General features: G+C 60.0%; 19 protein-coding genes. 2 read left to right on the forward strand and 17 right to left on the reverse strand.

The window, feature by feature from the left end:
* Positions 1-3 precede the first annotated feature (3 nt).
* Together R8871_RS36455 and R8871_RS36460 are read right to left on the reverse strand one after the other, a co-directional pair.
* Positions 4-918, reverse strand: coding sequence for an alpha/beta fold hydrolase (locus tag R8871_RS36455; protein ID WP_175054752.1), 915 nt, complete (start codon positions 916-918; stop codon positions 4-6).
* Between the two features lie 8 nt (positions 919-926).
* Positions 927-1,292 carry a nuclear transport factor 2 family protein gene (locus R8871_RS36460; RefSeq protein ID WP_175054753.1) on the reverse strand — a complete coding sequence of 122 codons (366 nt, stop codon included), beginning with the start codon at positions 1,290-1,292 and terminating at the stop codon, positions 927-929.
* Between the two features lie 111 nt (positions 1,293-1,403).
* On the opposite strand from R8871_RS36460, the gene R8871_RS36465 reads away from it, so the two are divergent.
* Positions 1,404-2,315, forward strand: a complete 912-nt coding sequence (locus R8871_RS36465; protein WP_175054754.1) for an AraC family transcriptional regulator — start codon at positions 1,404-1,406, stop codon at positions 2,313-2,315.
* Between the two features lie 8 nt (positions 2,316-2,323).
* On the opposite strand, the gene R8871_RS36470 is transcribed toward R8871_RS36465, so the two are convergent.
* The 8 genes from R8871_RS36470 to R8871_RS36505 all read right to left on the reverse strand — a co-directional run bounded on the left by R8871_RS36470 (position 2,324) and on the right by R8871_RS36505 (position 8,738).
* The gene (locus tag R8871_RS36470) at positions 2,324-4,027 is read right to left on the reverse strand and encodes a methyl-accepting chemotaxis protein (RefSeq protein ID WP_175054755.1); all 1,704 of its coding nucleotides are present in this window, start codon (positions 4,025-4,027) and stop codon (positions 2,324-2,326) included.
* Positions 4,028-4,149: 122 nt separating this feature from the next.
* Complete coding sequence (locus tag R8871_RS36475; RefSeq protein WP_175054756.1) at positions 4,150-4,791, reverse strand: DUF1109 domain-containing protein; 642 nt, start codon at positions 4,789-4,791, stop codon at positions 4,150-4,152.
* A gap of 45 nt (positions 4,792-4,836) precedes the next feature.
* Positions 4,837-5,343, reverse strand: a complete 507-nt coding sequence (locus tag R8871_RS36480) for a DoxX family protein (protein ID WP_175054757.1) — start codon at positions 5,341-5,343, stop codon at positions 4,837-4,839.
* A gap of 5 nt (positions 5,344-5,348) precedes the next feature.
* On the reverse strand, positions 5,349-6,128 hold the full coding sequence (locus R8871_RS36485) for an HvfC/BufC N-terminal domain-containing protein (RefSeq protein ID WP_175054758.1): 780 nt from the start codon (positions 6,126-6,128) through the stop codon (positions 5,349-5,351).
* Positions 6,118-7,047 (reverse strand): MNIO family bufferin maturase, encoded by a 930-nt coding sequence (gene bufB, locus R8871_RS36490; RefSeq protein ID WP_175054759.1) that lies wholly within the window; start codon positions 7,045-7,047, stop codon positions 6,118-6,120. Before bufB ends, R8871_RS36485 begins: the two co-directional genes overlap by 11 nt.
* A 32-nt stretch (positions 7,048-7,079) precedes the next feature.
* The gene (locus R8871_RS36495; RefSeq protein ID WP_175054760.1) at positions 7,080-7,391 is read right to left on the reverse strand and encodes a BufA1 family periplasmic bufferin-type metallophore; all 312 of its coding nucleotides are present in this window, start codon (positions 7,389-7,391) and stop codon (positions 7,080-7,082) included.
* A 157-nt stretch (positions 7,392-7,548) separates the two neighbouring features.
* Positions 7,549-8,190 (reverse strand): DUF1109 domain-containing protein, encoded by a 642-nt coding sequence (locus tag R8871_RS36500; protein WP_175054761.1) that lies wholly within the window; start codon positions 8,188-8,190, stop codon positions 7,549-7,551.
* Positions 8,187-8,738, reverse strand: coding sequence for a sigma-70 family RNA polymerase sigma factor (locus tag R8871_RS36505; protein WP_175054762.1), 552 nt, complete (start codon positions 8,736-8,738; stop codon positions 8,187-8,189). The genes R8871_RS36500 and R8871_RS36505 overlap by 4 nt, the downstream gene beginning before the upstream one ends.
* Before the next feature lie 178 nt (positions 8,739-8,916).
* Here R8871_RS36505 and R8871_RS36510 point away from each other — a divergent pair, with 178 nt between their 5' ends.
* Positions 8,917-9,510, forward strand: a complete 594-nt coding sequence (locus R8871_RS36510) for a TetR/AcrR family transcriptional regulator (protein ID WP_175054763.1) — start codon at positions 8,917-8,919, stop codon at positions 9,508-9,510.
* Positions 9,511-9,524: 14 nt separating this feature from the next.
* Here the strand turns inward: R8871_RS36510 and hutC are convergent, their stop codons facing one another.
* The 7 genes from hutC to R8871_RS36545 all read right to left on the reverse strand — a co-directional run bounded on the left by hutC (position 9,525) and on the right by R8871_RS36545 (position 16,271).
* Positions 9,525-10,277 (reverse strand): histidine utilization repressor, encoded by a 753-nt coding sequence (gene hutC, locus R8871_RS36515; protein ID WP_175054764.1) that lies wholly within the window; start codon positions 10,275-10,277, stop codon positions 9,525-9,527.
* A gap of 50 nt (positions 10,278-10,327) precedes the next feature.
* Positions 10,328-11,467, reverse strand: a complete 1,140-nt coding sequence (gene hisC, locus R8871_RS36520; protein WP_175054765.1) for a histidinol-phosphate transaminase — start codon at positions 11,465-11,467, stop codon at positions 10,328-10,330.
* Positions 11,464-12,318, reverse strand: a complete 855-nt coding sequence (locus R8871_RS36525) for a phytanoyl-CoA dioxygenase family protein (RefSeq protein ID WP_175054766.1) — start codon at positions 12,316-12,318, stop codon at positions 11,464-11,466. The genes hisC and R8871_RS36525 overlap by 4 nt, the downstream gene beginning before the upstream one ends.
* A 38-nt stretch (positions 12,319-12,356) precedes the next feature.
* Positions 12,357-13,151 (reverse strand): amino acid ABC transporter ATP-binding protein, encoded by a 795-nt coding sequence (locus tag R8871_RS36530; protein ID WP_246288017.1) that lies wholly within the window; start codon positions 13,149-13,151, stop codon positions 12,357-12,359.
* Complete coding sequence (locus R8871_RS36535) at positions 13,141-13,923, reverse strand: amino acid ABC transporter permease (protein WP_217468939.1); 783 nt, start codon at positions 13,921-13,923, stop codon at positions 13,141-13,143. The genes R8871_RS36530 and R8871_RS36535 overlap by 11 nt, the downstream gene beginning before the upstream one ends.
* A complete protein-coding gene (locus R8871_RS36540; RefSeq protein WP_175054767.1) occupies positions 13,890-14,741 on the reverse strand; it encodes a substrate-binding periplasmic protein in 852 nt (283 codons plus the stop codon). Before R8871_RS36540 ends, R8871_RS36535 begins: the two co-directional genes overlap by 34 nt.
* A gap of 342 nt (positions 14,742-15,083) precedes the next feature.
* Positions 15,084-16,271 (reverse strand): NAD(P)/FAD-dependent oxidoreductase, encoded by a 1,188-nt coding sequence (locus tag R8871_RS36545; protein ID WP_175054768.1) that lies wholly within the window; start codon positions 16,269-16,271, stop codon positions 15,084-15,086.
* Between the last annotated feature and the right edge of the window lie 178 nt (positions 16,272-16,449).

Here is a 16,449-nt window from a genome sequence, read left to right on the forward strand (position 1 = left end):
GGGTCATCCGAAGAATTCATTGAGATGCCGCACGGTTTCTTCCGGCTGCTCATCTGGAATCCAGTGCCCGGTATTGGGCAGCTTTAACACTGTCGCGTCGGGGGCAGCCGTGCCAAGGAAAGCGGCGAGGAAGTCGTAGCTGATACCACCTAGCCCGAGCACCGGCATGGTCAGCGGCGCATAGCCGCCAGCATCGGCGATGTCCGTTGCAAAGGAGGAGAACCAGCTGTTGGCTGCACGTAACGCATCCGCGCTGTCGTATGCTGCCGCATACACCGCGCGGTCGTGCGCGGTGATTGCTGTCTTGTCGGCTGCCAGGTAGTCGAACAGCCAATCCTGCACGATGCCGTAGCGGCCGGCGAACACTCGTTCTGACAGCCCAGGAATCTGGTTGAAAGCAAACCACCACGGATGTACCGCGCGTGCCGGATTCTCCAGATCGTAGGTACCCGGCGCTGGAAGCAGAGGAATCTGCTCGAATACCGCGAATGGATGCGGCGAGTCCATCATCACCAGCTTACGCGTCGCCTCTGGATGGTTAGCGGCAAAACTGTAGGCCACCATAGCGCCGACATCGTTGCCGGCGATATTCACCGGGCCCAGGTCAAGCTGGGATACGAGGGCGTAGATGTCCGACGCCATGGTCTTCTTGTCGTAGCCGTCGTCGGGTTTGTCCGAGCCGCCCATGCCGCGAAAGTCGATGGCGATCACGCGATAGCGTTCGGCGAGCGGCGGTAGTACGCGCCTGAATTCCCACCAGGTCTGCGGCCAGCTCGGCAGCAGGATCAGCGGGGCGCCGGTGCCACCTTCCACGTAGTGCAGGCGGATACCGTCGACTTCAGCGTAAGCGTTCGTGAAACCTGGCAGCGTTGCGACAAGGTCGGCGTCGTTGATCGGACCGAGTGATGAAGGAGGCATGTGATCTCCTAGAACATTGTGTTGGCGTTCCTGGAAACGGCGGGTACCGGCTGCAATACGTCCCAATGCTCCACTATCTTGCCGTCGGCATCGAAGCGGAAAATGTCGACACCCGCAGTTTCCTGACCGGCCCATTCCAGGTAGCGCACGTGCACAAAAGCAAGATCGCCATCTATCGCAATGCGTTTAACCTCGCATGGAATGCGCCCGGCCTGTTTGATGTAGCCCAGGATGTCGTCGAGCCCATCTGGAAAAAGCGGGTTGTGCTGAATGTATGGCCCGCTCACGAAACCCGGATACAGGTCCGCCTCGCCCTTGTTAAAGATCTTGCCGTAGATAGTGTCAAGCACTTGCAGGACGTGATCCCTGTTCATGATTTCGCCTCCGTGTTTTGTAGCCCTCATTGGAAATGTTCTGCGGGAGATGATCCATACCTATCCGGTGCTAAAACATAGCAGTTCGTCTCATTCTGCTAGGATAGGGTCATGGATGCGTTGAACGGTTGGTTGAAAGCAGTCCGTGCCGACGGACTCGTGCTGGTGCGCACACGCGTGGCAGGCCCATGGGGGTTCGAGGTGCAACCTCGCAACGCCGTGGTGTTCCACTTCGTGGCGGAAGGGCGCGCTTTCGTGCGCCAACCCGAGACGAAAACGATGGAATTGCAGGCCGGTGAACTAGTCTTGTTCCCCCGTGGTAGTGCGCATGAAGTCGCGCATTCTGAGCGAGGCCATGCCATGCCGCTGGAAACGTTCCTGGCTATGCGTGACGGCGTTGTCGACCGCGACCCAAAGGCCACCACGCTGATTTGCGGCCAGTTCGACCTGGATCAGCACCTGGCGCTTCCCGCTCTGCGGGCGCTACCACAAGCCGTGTCGCTCCGCGCTGGAATGGAACCTGGATGTTCACCGCTATGCGACACGTTGCGGATGCTTCGTAACGAAGTGGAGACGCTGAACTTCGGGAATCAGATCGTGGTTCGTAACCTGCTCTCGTCCTTGTTCGTCTACTTCATGCGCGATTGGGCCGATGCTGCATCTCCGGCAACAAACGACTGGTTTTCGGCGCTGCGTTCGCCTCACATCACACGGGCTCTCGCGCGCATACACGAAGCACCCGAACGTGCCTGGACACTGGAGGATCTCGCCAAAGAAGCGGGGTTGTCGCGTGCTGCGTTCGCCCGCAACTTTAGCAATTCAGTAGGCGAATCTCCGCACAGCTATCTAACCCGTTGGCGCATGGGGATTGCCGCTCAACTGCTCGAGCAAACCGATCTGCGACTTCGCGATATCGCGGCGCGTGTTGGATACCAATCAGAATTCTCCTTCAGCCGCGCCTTCAAATCGACTCGTGGCGTCGCGCCGATTCAGTATCGGCGCGCGAGACTCGACTGTCGCTGAGTCGCACATTATCTTTTCTTGCTGTCATGCCGTAAATCAGGATCACTGAGGAATGCAGACTCATCCGAGGTGTAGTTGCGCCCGGGTTCCTCTACCTCTCGTCCAGGTACCCACAAATCCTCCGCCTGTGGTGTCGCAAGGTCCGGCTTTGAATAATCAACTCCCAGCCTGAAGATCGATACGACCTCGCGTAACGTGCCGGATTGCGCCGACACCGATTGCGCCGCGGCCGAGGCCTCTTCAACCAGCGCGGCGTTTTGCTGCATCACCTGATCCATCTGTGCGACGGCTGTATTGACCTGTTCGATACCCGCATGCTGTTCGAGCGATGCAGCAGTAATCTCTTCCATCAGATCGGAGACGCGCTTGACCGCCTGAACTACTTCGCCCATGGCCGTGCCGGCTTCGTTCACCAGATCCGAACCGGCCTTTACGCGCTCAACCGAGTGCGTGATGAGTCCTTTGATCTCTTTGGCGGCGTTGGCACTTCGTTGCGCGAGAGTCCGCACTTCTGCGGCGACGACGGCAAAACCGCGACCCTGGTCGCCTGCGCGCGCGGCTTCTACCGCCGCGTTGAGCGCAAGAATGTTGGTCTGAAAAGCGATACCTTCGATCACGGCGATGATATCGGTCACGTTGGCCGAGCTCTCCGATATCGTATGCATGGTGCCGATCACCCGGCCCATGACATCGCCACCACGGTGTGCAATATCGGACGCGTTTGCTGCGAGCGTGCTGCCTTGCCGGGCACTTTCAGTGTTTTGCCTGACCGTGGAGGTCAGTTCCTCCATGCTTGCTGCGGTTTCCTCGAGCGAAGCCGCCTGTTCCTCGGTTCGCTGGCTCAGATCGGCATTGCCCGCTGCGATTTGCGCCGCGCCCGTAGCAATGCTGTCGCTGCCGGATCTGACCTGCCCAACCAGGTCGGCGAGTCTCTCACTCATGTGTTGGAGCGCTCGCAGTAGATGGCTCGTTTCGTCCTTGCCGCTCACTTCGATATTCGAGGTGAGGTCGCCTTGTGCGACTGTCTGGGCAATCTTCACGGAGACGCCAATTGGAACCGTAATGGAGCGGCTAATGACGAACGCAACAGCGAGACTCAACAGGATGGCTATTCCGATCAGCCCGTATGTGAGCAGCGAGGCGCTGTGGAAGACGGCCGCAGCCTGCTCACCGGAGTCCTTTGCTCCCTGGCCGTTCAAGGCGATATCCTGAGCAATGAACTCAGTGACTTTGCTGAACGCGCGCGAAGACTCGCCTCCTGCGAAAGACCGGGCGTCATTGAAATGTTCTTCGCCGCTGTCGGAAAGCTCATTGAGCTGTTTGTCCAGAGAAAGGTAGGTGGTCCATGCGGCCTTGATCTGGTTCGACAGTTGCAGTTCCTCGGCGGAGCCGACCACCGCCTCGTACTGTGGCCATACCCGCGCAAGTTCGTTCAGCGCGGCGTCATGTTTCGATCGCTGGGACTGACGTTCCGAGGCGCTGGTGGCGATCAGATAACTCAGGGATGCCTGGCGGACCTCATCGACCAGCGCCCGGATATCGCCCAGGCGTTGGACACTGGGAAGGAGATCGGTTGCAAGCTCCTGTGTGCCGTCATAAATACGGGACGCCTGGACCAGACCAAGCGCACCTACCAGGCATAGCAAAACGAGCGTCGCGCCAAATCCGATTCCAAGGCGCACGCCGATCCTGAGGTTGCCAATAGCCTTCACGATTTTTCCTTCGCATGTGGGTTGCAGCAAGCGTTGACTCTGTGCTCGGTGAGCACGTCAATCCGTATTGATCAAAAAGCCTGTTTTCCTGCGATGCGGTTTCGCCTCGAACCCTCGCCGGACTACCACCGCAAGTAGAGCGGAGCAAATACAGCACCTATAGCAGCGGTTATGACAATGCCCAGTACGTACCAGGTACCCCAGAACGGTACGGACATCTCTGAGCAGTAAAGGGAGTACACGAGTGAGCCTTGCGCGCCGGCGAGCAGCCCGGCGCCAGCGCCCGCCAGTGCAAGGCGGGTCGGGGCAAGCCCCTTCATGGCGTGCATCACGGCGGCAAGTGAAGGCAAGGAGAGCAGCACGATATTCGCTGTGGCGACTCGCCATGTCGTGCCTAGCATCAGCGCCAGGCGATAGCCTGGCGGAGTCGCGATCAGCATGAACGAGGCAACCAGCAACATGGCGATGAAGGGCAGTGCGACTGCGAACCAGGCGAGCTTGACGGGTACGCCGGGACTTCCAAGACGCCCGGCGAGCTGCAATGCGGTGATGAGTGTTGTTACCGGGAACGCGAGCCGTATCCAGAATATCGTCGTCAATAGCAATTGCGGCATGTCGCTGCGGATTCCGTAAAGGACCACTAGCATCGCCATGCTGCCGGCAAGCCCCACGCTTAGCGACCGGTTAAGTCTCCTCGAAACGGAATTCGGCTCAATGGTCGTAAGACCATTAGTCAGCCTAAGTATCAGATCTGAAGTTCTCATGTTGTTCAGTGGGGAGCGGCCCAACGATTCGACGAAAACTTCGGGTCAGGGTCTGGGCGACCTGTCACCCAGCAGGTAGTCAATGGATATCCGGCCTGGCCCCCAGGCTGCAATTCCCAGTGCCATCGCCAGCCAGGTGAGATGGATAGGCCAGCCGTCCGGGACCGTCAGCTCGATGAGGCACGTCATCAGTATCAGGCCGGCCGCCGCGAACCGGGTTCCGAAGCCCAGCACGAGCAACACCGGGAACGTCACCTCGCCGCAGCCCGACAGAAATGCAAACACGGCTGGAGCAGGAAACGGGTAGGGACCGCCTGGCAGATGCAACTGGAACTCCTGGGTGAACAGATCGATTGCCGTGTCGTTCAGTTGAAGGAAGCCGTGCCATTTAAGAATGCCCGATTTCCAGAACGGTACGGCCAGTGCAATCCGAAGCACGAGTTGAACGAGCCACGGTTGCGCAAGATGTTGGATCAGCCGTTTCGCCGCACCGATCGCGGATATCACCACGCCTGGAAAGGGCAGTTTTGCCTGTTGTGTGTCCGGTGTCATCTTGATCAATCTCCATGTTGAATGGCGGAAAATACGCCAGCAGAGATCATCCCTGCCATGTTGGCCTGGAGATCGAAGGAAGAGGTTTCTTCAAATGCCGCCGCGACCGCTTCGCCTAGTGATGCGCCCGCGAGAAGGGCGATGAGGAACGTTGCGCCTCCCGCCGGCAGGCGCGAGACGATGACGTCCTGCTCCGGTCGCGTCACGAGTGCATCCTCAGGTTCGTTTGACCGTAGTGGGGAAACAGGACCATCCGTGCGGTTCATCACGAAGATTGCGACGGCCGGATAGATTGAGCGCACGATCCGCGCCGCGGGGTGCGGTCTGAAACGCAACCCGGCCAGCGACGCGGGCTCGATATCTCCTAGTGCCTCGGTGGCAAGCACAGGCAGGTCCGCAGCGTGATAGGCATCCAGCCACGCGCGCTCGATGCGCGCCGTGTCCGCAAGCCATGGCATCTCGCGGGCGTATTCGTAGGACTCGATGAAGGTAGGAAAATCCCGCCCGTACTCGAACAGTAACGGCGAAACGGGGGGCGTCGCGCGGACATGGAAACGGGCCATCGCTCTGAAGAACTCGACGCCAGTGATGCGCTGGATAGCGGGGTAGATCGCTGCCAGTGCATCAATGAGGCTGACCGTGACGTTGTTGCGATAAACGTTGTAGCGCTTGGCTACACGCTTCCCTGATGCGGCCACCAGGTCTTCGGGCGCTGCGATCGCTGGGTCTATCAGTCCCGGCGCAAACGCTGTGGCGTACTGGCGCGAAAGATTTTCAGGCGTCATGGCTGAGTTCCTGTGCGAGTGACATCCCGTGCTCTGCCATGATTTGCCGTGCTGTCGTTGCCTGATCCCGCAATACGGACCACGCGGGAAGATTGCTATCCCACTCGATCAATGCCGGCGTCGGGCCAATCCGCGATACGGCTTGCCTGTAAAGATTCCAGACCGGGTCGGAGATGGCGCGGTCGTGGCTATCGATAAGCAGCAGTTCGTTCTCGTCGTCGCGTTGCTCGCTGTGTCCGGCCAGGTGTATTTCGCCCACGGCTTCGAGCGGCAATCCGTCGAGGTACGCTGCGGCGGAGAAACCGTGATTGATTGCCGAAACAAAAACGTTATTGACGTCCAGTAGCAAGCCGCAGCCGGTATGTTGAACGACGGCCCGTATAAATTCGGTTTCGCTCATTGTCGAAGACGCGAAAGCGACATACGTCGACGGGTTCTCAAGAAGAATGGGGCGTTTGATTGTCTGCTGAACCTGGTCGATGTGTGCACACACGTGCTCGAGCGTTTCTTTCGTGTACGGCAAAGGCAGGAGGTCGTTAAAAAACGCTCCGCCATGTGACGACCACGCGAGATGTTCGGACACCAGCGTGGGTTCGTAGCGTGCAACCAGATCGCGAAAGCGCGTGAGATGGGCAGCGTCCAGCGCATTCGGGCCGCCGATCGACATACACACGCCGTGAATGGAGATCGGGTAGTTCTCACGGATAGCCGCTAGCGCCCGATGCGGGGGCCCGCCAGCGCCCATATAGTTTTCAGCGTGGACTTCGAAGAAGCCGTCTTTCAGACCGTCAGCGAGAATCGCGGCAAGATGTTCATGCTTGAAACTGGTGCCGACACACTGCCGTTGCGCAGCGGTCACACCGGAGGGGCAGCCGCGCTCGTCGATTCCGACTGGCGTTGTTCTGGTGAAATCGGTCATGGCCGCCCCCTTTCCTGTCGTTGTTTGCCGGATCAGGACTTCACAGCGGTGAGCGAGCCATGGCCGCCACCCGGCACGGCGATACTCGTGCAGGTGCCACCCTGAACGAACTTCCATGAGTTGCCCTGGAAATCCATCGCGGACGTACCTTGACACGTGGTGCCAGGACCGGCGGCGCAGTCGTTCTGCCCTTTCAGGGCGACGCCATAGCACTTTTCCTTATGAGCGGCGATTGCGGCGCTTGCCTCAGCGCTCGTAAGCGGTGCTGCGTGGGCGACCGATGCGAGCAGGCTCGCGACTACGCCGGCGAGGAGCGCGGAACTGACAGTGGCTTTAGCGGACATGGAATTTCTCCAGAAGTTGAGATAGAGGAGTACCCGTGCTGGATACATCATCTAATTCGTGGACTGGAGACGTCCGGTTACAGGCAAGTCATCTTTTTTTGCTTTCGACTTGCGCGCAACGAAATCAGGCCGCTCGATCAACGAGTTGCCAGAGCATTCACCACCGAAGCAGTTTGGGACCCAGCACCGCTCCGAGCGCGGCTGGAAGCAGCATGCCGGCCATATACCAGATGCTCCAGAACGCAGGGTTCATCTCAGGGCAATGAAAGCAGTACGCGACCGTGGCGATCGAGCTTGCAAGCAGGCCCGAGACGGCGCCAGCGAGCCGGAGACGGGTCGGCGCCAGTCCTTTGACAGCCCAGAAGATCGCAATGAAGCCTGGAACGGCCAGCAGAAGGATATTGAATGGGCATGTGCGCCAGGTGTGCCCGAGTATCGCGGGCAACCGGTCTTGCGGTGCGGCGCTGATCACCACCGCTATGGCTGCAATCCAGACGATTACAACCGGTACTGCCATGACGGGCCATCCGGTTCCGACCTTGGCGCCGGGGCGTGCCAGCCGGACGGTTGCAATCAGGGCGCCGATTGCGAGGCACAGCGGAAACGCGAGCTTCTCCCAGAAGATTGCGGTTTTGGCGATGGTGCTCAGATCGGGGCGAATGCCAAATACGGCAACCATCAACGCCGTCGCGCCAATGACGGCAACCGGCACTGAGATGCCGAACCGACGGGCCACCGTGCCGCTTTTTACGGGCGCTATGCCGGTTGAGAGCAATCCGACGAGGTCATCTGTTCTCATGCCATTCTCCGGACGTACGTGGCCAGAGCCTTGAGACCCCTATGGATGCTGACCTTGACGGCCGACTCCGATAGCCCCGTCAAGCGGGAGGCTTCGGCAACAGAAAGTCCTTGCAGCTTGACGTGCACGATCGAGAGCCGCTGTTTGTCCGGCAGGTGATCGAGCAGTTTCCCGATGTCGCGGTGGGCATCGGTCGGTTCGTCGGCGGACTCGGCGAAAATGTCGTCGTGCTCGTCAAGGGGGTCATGCAACGACTCCCGTCGCGCACGCGTTCTGAAGAAATCCATCAGTTTATAGCGCGCGATCGCGTGGACCCACGCGGTCAGAGGCTCATCCGGCCGGTATGTATGACGTGCATTATGCACGGCCAGCAGGATTTCCTGAACGAGATCCTCGACGTCGTCGTGAAGTTGGGGAATCCGCTTGCGAAGATAGCCCCGCAGGTGCCGCGTCAGTTCGGACAGAAACGAGCGGTATCCGGATGCGTCGCCTGCCAGGCCCGCGACGAACAACGTTTTCAGACGCTCCTCTGCGGAGTACACGGCCATGATGTTCCTGTGCGTTGCGTTCTCAGACCGCCTGATGCGCGCGTGCTGGCTGTCGTGCGACACCAAAGCAGGTTTGCTATCGCTCCAGGTTGTTTTAGATCGAATGATTTAGAATATCGCAACGTGTGTGACGTTGCAATCCCGGCCGGGAAGACGTTGCGCGATGGCTGGAGTAAGCATGGTTCGACCACGGGAATTCGATGAAAATGCGGTCCTCGATGCAGCCGCCCACCAGTTCTGGGTCTATGGCTACGAGGCGACTTCTGTGCGGGATCTTGCGCAGTGCATGGGGATTACAGGCGCAAGCCTCTACAACGCGTTCGGGGATAAACGTTCGCTGTTTCAGCGGGCGCTGACCCACTACATTGACAATAGCTTCGGCGACCGGGTATCGAGATTCGAGCGGAGCCTGCCGCCTCTCGATGCCATCAAGGCATTCTTTCGGGAAATCGTCGAGCGGTCGGTCAGCGACAGGGATCGCAAGGGATGCCTGCTGGTGAATTCGGCACTTGAGGTTGCACCACACGACGCCGGTTTCCAGACGATGATCGCCAATGTGCTGGTGGCGGTAGAAGCGTTTTTCCGGCGCTGTGTGCTCGCGGGTCAGCAGGCTGGCGAGATTTCGACTGCCCAGTCTGCTGACGATCTTGCGCGCTTGCTGCTAGGGCTCCATCTCGGCATACGGGTGCTTGCCCGGACAAGGCCGGAACGCGCGCTGCTGGAGGGCGTTGTACGGCCCGCGCTGGCGCTTCTCGAGCCTAAGGTCGACTGACGCCCGGGTGTGCCTCAGCGGCCCCTGGCCAAGCCCTGGCCCGGCATCGAATTCGGTTTGAAGCGCGAACCGAGCCGGTACCGCTTGCCGGGATGCACGAAGTGGGCGAGCGTCACCGGCATGCCGTCGGTCCAGGTGCGACGCGTCAGCATCAGGCAGGGTTCGTCGATTCGCATCTCGAGCAGCGCTGCCTGTTCAGGCGTCGGCAAACAGGCGTCGACGATATGCTCGATTTCCAGTTCGTAGTGGGACACGTTGTTGTAGAGATACTGCGACGGCGGCTCGGCCGTGAAATCCTGCGTGAGAAAATCCGGTGCTGCAGCGGGGTTCACATACCGGTCTTCGAACTGAATGGGCCGCCCGTTTTCCAGATGTACGCATGTCAGATGAAACACTGGCGTATTCCTCGGCAGCCCGAACGCCGCGGCGATTTCCACCGAAGCGGCTTCGCGCACGAGCGTAATGACCTTGCAGGCATACTCGTGCCCTCGCGAGCGAATTTCATCGCGAATATGAGCGATCATCAGCAGATTCGACTGCGGTTTGCCTTCGGCCACAAAGGTGCCGACGCCGGCCACGCGTTCGAGCTCACCCTCGGCGGTCAGTTCGCGTAGAGCGCGATTGACCGTCATGCGTGCGACCCCGAACGCCGTCGCCAGATCGATCTCCGACGGGATGCGCTCGCCAACGCCCCATTCGCCTGCACGAACCTTGTCACGCACAACGGCCTTGATCTGCTGAAACGGCGCACCGGGTTTTTGAGCCATATGTACTACCCTTCGATTCCGAATTGAGCGACACCGATTCTATTACGCTTTCAGTCTCGCCCAAGCGCCTTGAGCAACGCGCGCAGAAACATATCATTTTCTTCTTCAGTACCGACGGTTACGCGGATAAGGTCGTCCAGTTCGTATGCACCGAGCGGCCGGACCACGATGCCGGCCTGCAGCAGTCGCTGTGCCACCGTCTTTGCGTCGTTCAGACCAATCGCAATGAAATTGGCATGTGTGGGGATGAATGGAATGCCCTGACGTTCCAACGCCTGGCTGATTTGCGTAATGCCTGCCCGGTTAAGGCTCTGTGTGCGTTGCAGGAATTCGCGATCGGCGAGCGCCGCCAATGCCGCGCGCTGCGCGAGTGCATTGACGCTGAACGTCGGGCGGATTCGGGCAATGGCATCAACGAGATCGGGATGCATGATGCCGTAGCCGACTCGCAGCGACGCCAATCCGTATGCCTTCGAAAACGTTCGCGCGACGACCAGTTGCGGATAACGCGCAAGCAGTGAAATCGAATCGGGGCGCAGCGTGGGATCGACGTAGTCGATATACGCTTCATCGAGTACCACGAGCGTATCCGGACCGACCGAATCCAGAATGACTTCGATATCCGCCGGGGACAGCAGCGTGCCCGTTGGATTGTTGGGGTTGCAGATGTAGACGAGGCGCGTAGTGTCAGTCAGCGCCGCGCGCATCGAGGCCGGATCGTGACGGTAATCGGACGCCGGCACTTCGATTGCGGTAGCGCCACGCGCCTTGATACTGATCGGATAGGCCTGGAATGCGTACTGTGAATAGAGGCCGGCGGTGCCGGCACGCAAGCTCAACGCGGCGCACAGATCGATCAGTTCGTGGGAGCCATTCGTTACCGCGATGTGGTTGGCCGGCACACCATGATAGCGGGCAAGCGCGTTGCGCAGATCGAATGCATCGCTGTCCGGATAGCGCGAGAGAGCGGTGTTCGTGCCGCTGAACTGCTCAGCCAACGCTTGCGCGACATGTGGGCTGCAGCCGAGCGGATTTTCATTCGACGCCAGCTTGATGATGCGCGCAAGACCATATTCGCGCGCAACCGATTGCTCGGAGCGGCCCGGTACATAGAGCGGCAACGCACGGATATGCGCCGGCACCGGCGTGTTTTCTACGGCGTCGTCCAACTCGCTTTTCGCTTCGCTCATGCGCCCACCTGTCCCTGTTCTGCGCGCCACACGATCGGAAACAGCGGGTGCGCCATCGGCGCACCTTCGGCGAGCGTTTCGCGCAGACCGGGAAACTCCGGCGATGTGCGCCACGGGCGTGGCTGGTGACGGATATCGTCGCCGATAAAGCGCAGCGAAAACGCACGGCGCCGACGGTTACCGCCAACGCCGCCCGAGGCATGCAACGTCAGCATATGAAAGCACACCATATCGCCAGGCTCGAGCTCCCAGCCGATGATCGGGTACGCGTCGCGATTGCTTTCGATATCGGGCAAATCGGTCAGGCTGCCTTCGGGAAACCACTTTGCTTCGTTGGCAATGAACGTACGCGGCATCAGCCACGGCCCGCGATGCGAACCCGCGACAAATTCGAGTGTCGATGCGCGCGCGACCGGATCGACCGGAATCCACATGCTGACGTTCTGGTCGCCGGTGATGTTGTAGTACGGCTGGTCCTGGTGCCACGGCGTGCGCTGGCGCGTGTTGGGCTCCTTCACGAGCAGATGATCGTGATAGAAGCGGGCCGCTTCGCCGCCCATCAACGCACCCGCAACGCTCGGCGCGGGTGACTCCATGATGAAACGACGATAGCCGTCGTTATCCTGCCAGTTGCAGAAATCCTCGAAAAACCAGCCCGGATCGTCCGGCCGGCTCGCCACTTTTGCACGCGGACTCGGTTGGGCGATGTTGTGGTCGATAGCCTCGCGCAACATCGCCAGTTCATCCGCGGAGAAAATATTGCGAATACACACTGCGCCGTCGACGCGAAACGCCTGCACCAGATCGTCGGTCACCGCGCGCGCGACTCGCTGTTGAATGGTTTCAGACATCTCCGTTTCCTTTGTATGTGGTTGACATTGCACGCTGCTCACCGCTCAACTGCCCGAATGAAATCGGCGACGCGGCTGTTTCCTGTCGCGCCGAGAATCGAGTCAGGGGTGCCTGACTCGAGAATGACGCCGTCGGCGACAAAATGAATCGTGTCGGCGAGCTTTCGCGCGAACGCCATCTCATGGGTAACAATGGCAAGCGTCAAACCCGCATCGGCAAGGGTGCGAATCGTGTCGAGCACGCCCGCGACAAGCTCCGGATCGAGCGCCGAAGTCGGCTCGTCGAACAGGACAACTTTGGGTTTCATCGCCAGTGCACGCGCAATCGCAACGCGCTGGCGCTGGCCGCCCGACAACTGGTCGGGGTAGTAGCCGAGGCGATTGCCGAGACCAACCTGATGCAGGATCGCCGAGGCCTCGCTAATGACTTCATCACGTTGGCGGCGCTGCACGTGGATCGGCCCTTCGATCACGTTTTCGAGCACGGTGCGATGAGCGAACAGATTGAATTGCTGAAACACCATCGGCATCTTGCGCCGTGCGATACGCAGCTGCGCTTCCGGCTTCGTGCGAAACGTGGCGCCGTCCTGATGACAAAGCCGTTCGCCGTCGAAATGAATTTCACCGCCGGTCGGCATGTCCAGAAAATTGATGCAACGGAGCAAGGTGGACTTGCCCCCGCCACTCGGACCGATGAAGAAGCTGACCTCGCCGGGCCGGATACGCAGGTCGATGCCTTTGAGCACCCGTACCGCGCCGAAGGATTTTTCGAGTGCGCGCACTTCGAGAATGGACGTTGAGGGATTCGCCTTCCCGTTCAGATCAGGTTTCAAGATTGGGCTCCGTGCCAGCCACGCCGGCCTTGCCTGCGGGAATCTGTGTCGACACGCGCTTGCCGCCGCGGTGTACGGGGGTGAACTTCTGCTCGATCCATCGCACGCCGCGTGCGGCAGCAAAGCTCATCGCGAAGTAGATGATCGCCACCATCAGATAGACCTGCATACTCATGAAGGTATCGGCGATCACGATCGTGCCGTGCCGGAGCAACTCGTTGACCGCGATGAACGACACCAGCGACGAATCCTTCAGCAACGAAATGAAGTAGCCGCCGATCGTGGGGAGCGCAACCTTCAGCGCTTGCGGAAGAATCACGCGCCGGTAGATCATCGTGTGCGACATGCCGATGGTCAGCCCCGCTTCACGCTGACCGTTGTCTACCGCCTGGATCGCCGCGCGGAACACCTCGGAAAGATACGCGCCGAGGTTTAGCGCGAGGCCGAGCACGCCCGCCCAGAATCCCGGCAAGGTCAGGCCGACCTGCGGCAGCGTGAAGTAGATCACCAGCAACTGAACCACCAGCGGTACGTCGCGCCAGATCTCGACATAGGCGCGCAGCAGCCAGTCGAGCCAGCGCCGTGACGACAGCCGGCCAAGCGCAACCGCGAGGCCGAGCGCAATCGCACACGTCATGCTGATGACCGACAGTTCGATCGTCACCCACGCGCCCTTCAGCAGGAACGGAAAGTAGCGCGGAATCAGTGTAAAGAAGAACTCGCTCATGATCGGTGCGATTACTTCGTCAGCACCGCTTGTTCCGGCGACCATGCACCGTACTTCGTGAGGATCTTCTGGCGCGTACCGTCCTGGTCCATCGATTGCAGCGCGCCATTGATCGCGGTGAGCAGATCGCTGCATTCTGCGCGAACCGCTGCGGCGCTCGTGCCGAATTTATAGCTCGCCTTGTTTTCGGCGTCGACCCATTCGGGCTTCGGGTGGTAGTAAATCGGCTGACCGACAACGCGCAGATTTTTCATCTTCTCGCGCTGGCCGAGCAGGGTGCCCTGATCGAGCAGCACCGCGTCGACCTGGCCGTTTTGCAACGCCATGAACGGCTCGCCGAACGAATTGAAGTCCATGACTTCGCCGATCTGGCCTTCAGTCGCGAGCCGGTGCGCATTTACCGAATCGTTGGTGCCGAGCGTTGTGGCAACCTTCCGGTTCTTCAGATCTGCGAACGACTGGATCGGCGAATCGGTTTTGACGATTATTTCGTCGTAGAGCAGGAAGTAGGGCCGTGAGAAACGCACGTTGGCGCTCTGGATACGCTCCTGCGTGGCTGACATCGATGAAAAGATGATGTCCCAGCGCTTCGATTTCAGCCCGGGAATCAGCGTGCTCCATTCGGTGACGACGAAGTCCGTCTTCGGCACGCCGATGCGTTTGCCCACCTCCTTCAGCATATCGGCCTCGAAGCCGCCGTAGCTGCCGTCTTCGTTTTGCCAGACGAAAGGGCGGGTACCCATCAGGCCGTTGCCCGCTGTCAGGACACCGCTCGACTTCACGTCGTCCAGACACCCTGCGGCGACTGGAAATGCGGAGCTGGACAGAACGGCGGCGGCACATAACGCGATCAGACGATTCATGGCGGACACTCCGGACAGAAAGGGAACGGCTTGGGAAACGTTGTGCGCGTCCGCGATACCTCGATGAAGTCCATTCGCGTTGCGGTCTAGACCGGACTATACTGCAACAAAAAAAATAGCCAAGCTTTTTTTCGACGTCGATCGCTAAGGGAAAGCAGGCGCTTGCACGTCAGGTTGGTGGCCTGAGTGCAGATCGGAAGGGAGACGGTATAAGTGTTCTTTCGGCGCTGGAATCGCGTTGCGCGATTAGCTGATTGCTCGTGGCGAGACGACGAGACGTATGTACGACGCGATGCGCTGCCCGAATCCGATGGTCAGCGATTCAGAGAACGAGATCCGGAGTCAGGAGACGGCGCCCGAACCGTATTTGCCCACCAGCAGCGCACCGCTGGCGAAGCGGTCGAGCGCGTAGGGTGCGAGAGAAACATCCGTGGGCAGACCGAGCGCATGCTGCGCGAGGATTTTGCCGATGCCCGGCGACAGTTTGAAGCCGTGCCCGGAAAAGCCAAAGCCGACAACGAGACCCTCGATATCGCCGACCTTGCCCAACACCGGATTCCAGTCTGGCGTCACGTCGTACACACCGGTCCATGACGAAGCCAGCCCCGCGGCCTCATAAGCCGGGAAGCGTTCCGCGACCTGCGCGCCGACTTCGGCGACATAGTCGAGCGAGATATCGCCCTGTTCGGTTTCCGGCGAGTTCAACGTTTCGCCGACCACACCTTCCGACACCAGCATCTGACTGCCGCCATAGCTGCGGTAATAGAGCATGCCGTCCGAACCCAGGTCCTTGAACGCGGGCATCTTGAACGAATACGCCGCGTTGTCGCATTCGAGTGCGAGCACCGTGTGACGCTCCGGCTTGACCGGCAGCGGCACACCGATCCAGCCGGCGAGTTCCGGCGTCCAGATGTTCTGTGTGCTGATTAGCGTGCCGCAACTGAAGTTGCCCGCGCTGGTTGTGACGCCGGCGATCCGGCGTCCTTCGCGAACGATGCCCGTAACTGTCACGCCTTCCATGATCTTGACACCGCGCCGGCGCGCCGAGCGGGCGAAGCCGGTCGCCACCAGATAGGCATCCGCGAAACCCGCCTCCGGTTCGTAGCCGATCAGCGCGGCGTCGTCGAAGTGCGCGATCGGCAGGCGCTCGTGCGCCTCATCCTTGCCGATCAGTTGCACTTCGATGCCCATATCCTGCTGCGCGGCGAGCGAGGCGCGCAGCGGTTCCAGCTTGTCGCCGTCGGGCGCGCAGATCAGATAGCCGCATTTGACGAGACCGCAGGACGCTTCGTCGTCGCCGAGATAGTCAGCGAAATTATTGAATGCCCACCAGGAAGCGCGCGCGAGTTCCACGTTCTGGCGCACCGAATAGTGCGTGCGCAAGAGGCCGGACGACTGCGACGTGGTGCCCGCGCCGATCGTGCCCTGTTCGATAACCAGCACGCTTTGTGCGCCCAATGCGGCGAGATGATGGGCGACCGATGTGCCGATAACGCCAGCGCCGATCACGATGAAATCGTAGTGGCTCATGTGAACCTCTGGATGGCAATGAGGCGAATTCTAGAAAAACGTTGGCTGCGTTAATTTTGTATTAGGCAAACTTATGGCGAGCCAATGCAATTTCTCATCCTGCGCACCAACCCTGCGAACCTCGACACATCGCTGCGTGCACCGCACAGGATGACCGGCACGTCACCCACGCGAGCGG

The organism is Paraburkholderia sediminicola, from assembly GCF_902859805.1.
Taxonomy (GTDB): Bacteria; Pseudomonadota; Gammaproteobacteria; order Burkholderiales; family Burkholderiaceae; genus Paraburkholderia; species Paraburkholderia sediminicola.